A 1,703-nucleotide genomic window follows, 5' to 3' on the forward strand; every position below is an offset into this window, starting at 1 on the left:
CTCGCCGGCCAGGTCAGCAGTCATCAGGAAACGGCGGTGATGTCCACGGCGTCCATGTCGTCGAAGGACTGGTTCTCGCCGGCCATGGCCCAGATGAAGGAGTAGTTCGAGGTGCCGACGCCCGAGTGGATCGACCAGCTCGGCGCGATGGTCGCCTGGCGGTTGGCGACGATCAGGTGGCGGGTTTCGGTCGGCTCGCCCATCAGGTGCACGACGCGGGCGGCCTCGGGGAGGTCGAAGTAGAGGTAGGCCTCCATGCGGCGGTCGTGGGTGTGCGCGGGCATGGTGTTCCACATGCTGCCCTCGTGCAGGCTCGTCACGCCCATCACGACCTGGCAGCTGCGCACGCCGTTCTCGTGGATGTACTGGTTGAGCGTGCGGCGGTTCGAGGTCGACTGGTCGCCGAGCTCACGGACGATACCGGTTCCCGCGGGCACGAGCGTGGTCGGGTATTCGGTGTGGGCAGGCGCGGAGAAGATGTAGAACCGGGCGGAGTCTTCGGTCTCGGGCGCGGCGCTCGCACTGTCCGAGATGAATTCGACGACGGATGCCCCGCGGCCGATGTACAGGCACGATCCGTGTCCGAGGGCGAACGGCACTCCATCGACGACAACGGTTCCGGATCCGCCGACGTTGACGATCCCGGCCTCGCGGCGCTCGAAGAAGTGGTCGGTCCGCAGTTCGGGGAAGCTCTCGAGGGTGAGCGGGGCCGTGACGGGGCTGACCCCGACGAGGATGACCCGGTCTTCGTGGGAGTAGACGGCGCGCAGCTCGTCGTCGACGAAGAGGTCGGTGACGAGGAAGCGTTCGCGCAGCTCGGCGGTCGTCATTCCCCGGACTTCGGTCGGGCTGGTGGCATTGCGGATCTGCACGGAGACTCCTTGCGCTTCACGGCCCCAAAATGGAACTTAGTTCCATTCTGGGCGCTGGCGCGTCCTCAGTCAAACCGACCGCGGCCGTCAGACTGGTGCGACGAGCCTCGAACGGGGGCTCCGGCTGCGGCACGGCCAACCGATAGCCTGACGAGAGGTGCGCTGGTGAATCCCGTGGATGCCCAGCCGATGTCCCACGATCACCGATGAAGCGAGGACCGCATGCGCACCGGCGCAGGAACCGACACGACCTCCACTGCCGACGGGTCCACAGTGCGGGTCCCCGCGCGGTCCCGGAAACAGCGAACGTGGTTCTTCCTGACACTCGCTGTCGGTCTCGCGACTCTCCTTACCGCCGGGATCGGCATCCCGCTGACATCGGCCGAACACGATCGGGTCGTCGCCGAGAACACCAAGCGTGCGACCCTCGCGGCGACAGCCGCACGAGCCGTGAGCGAACTCGCGGCGCTGCGCACCGAAGTCGCCCTCTTCGTTCTCCCCTTGGATGACTTCGATAGGCGCCTGGTCGGTGTCGTCGACCCGGCCCTGATCGCACAGCTGAACGTCGCCCGAGACCGACTGAGCTTGGCCGCTCACGGCGGCTACGCCCGGGCGATCGCCGAAGCTCACTCCGTCGTCGTGCGTCGGCTCCAGGCCATCGCGGAGGCGGAAGCCACCGCAGCGGAGACCGCGGTCGGTGTGCAGACCGCTGCCGATCAAAACGCCCGGGATGCTGTCACCGCGGCCGTTCGCGCACTGCGTGCCGCGGCCATCACCCACGGGGAACTGCCGAAGGCCTTCACCGCGGTCGTCGTCGCGAATGCCGCACTG

Annotated in this window: 2 protein-coding genes; one reads left to right on the forward strand and one right to left on the reverse strand. The window is 67.6% G+C overall.

Going from position 1 to position 1,703, the window contains the following annotated elements; all coding sequences use genetic code 11:
- Positions 1-23: 23 nt before the first annotated feature.
- A complete protein-coding gene (gene kduI, locus QN345_RS18720; protein WP_134445951.1) occupies positions 24-872 on the reverse strand; it encodes a 5-dehydro-4-deoxy-D-glucuronate isomerase in 849 nt (282 codons plus the stop codon).
- A gap of 222 nt (positions 873-1,094) precedes the next feature.
- Between kduI and QN345_RS18725 the strand changes: the two genes are divergently transcribed.
- Positions 1,095-1,703, forward strand: a 609-nt coding sequence (locus QN345_RS18725; protein WP_323509070.1) for a hypothetical protein, incomplete at its 3' end; no start/stop codon positions are given.

The sequence above is a fragment of the Cryobacterium sp. 10I1 genome, assembly GCF_035019805.1.
Classification (GTDB): Bacteria; Actinomycetota; Actinomycetes; order Actinomycetales; family Microbacteriaceae; genus Cryobacterium; species Cryobacterium glucosi.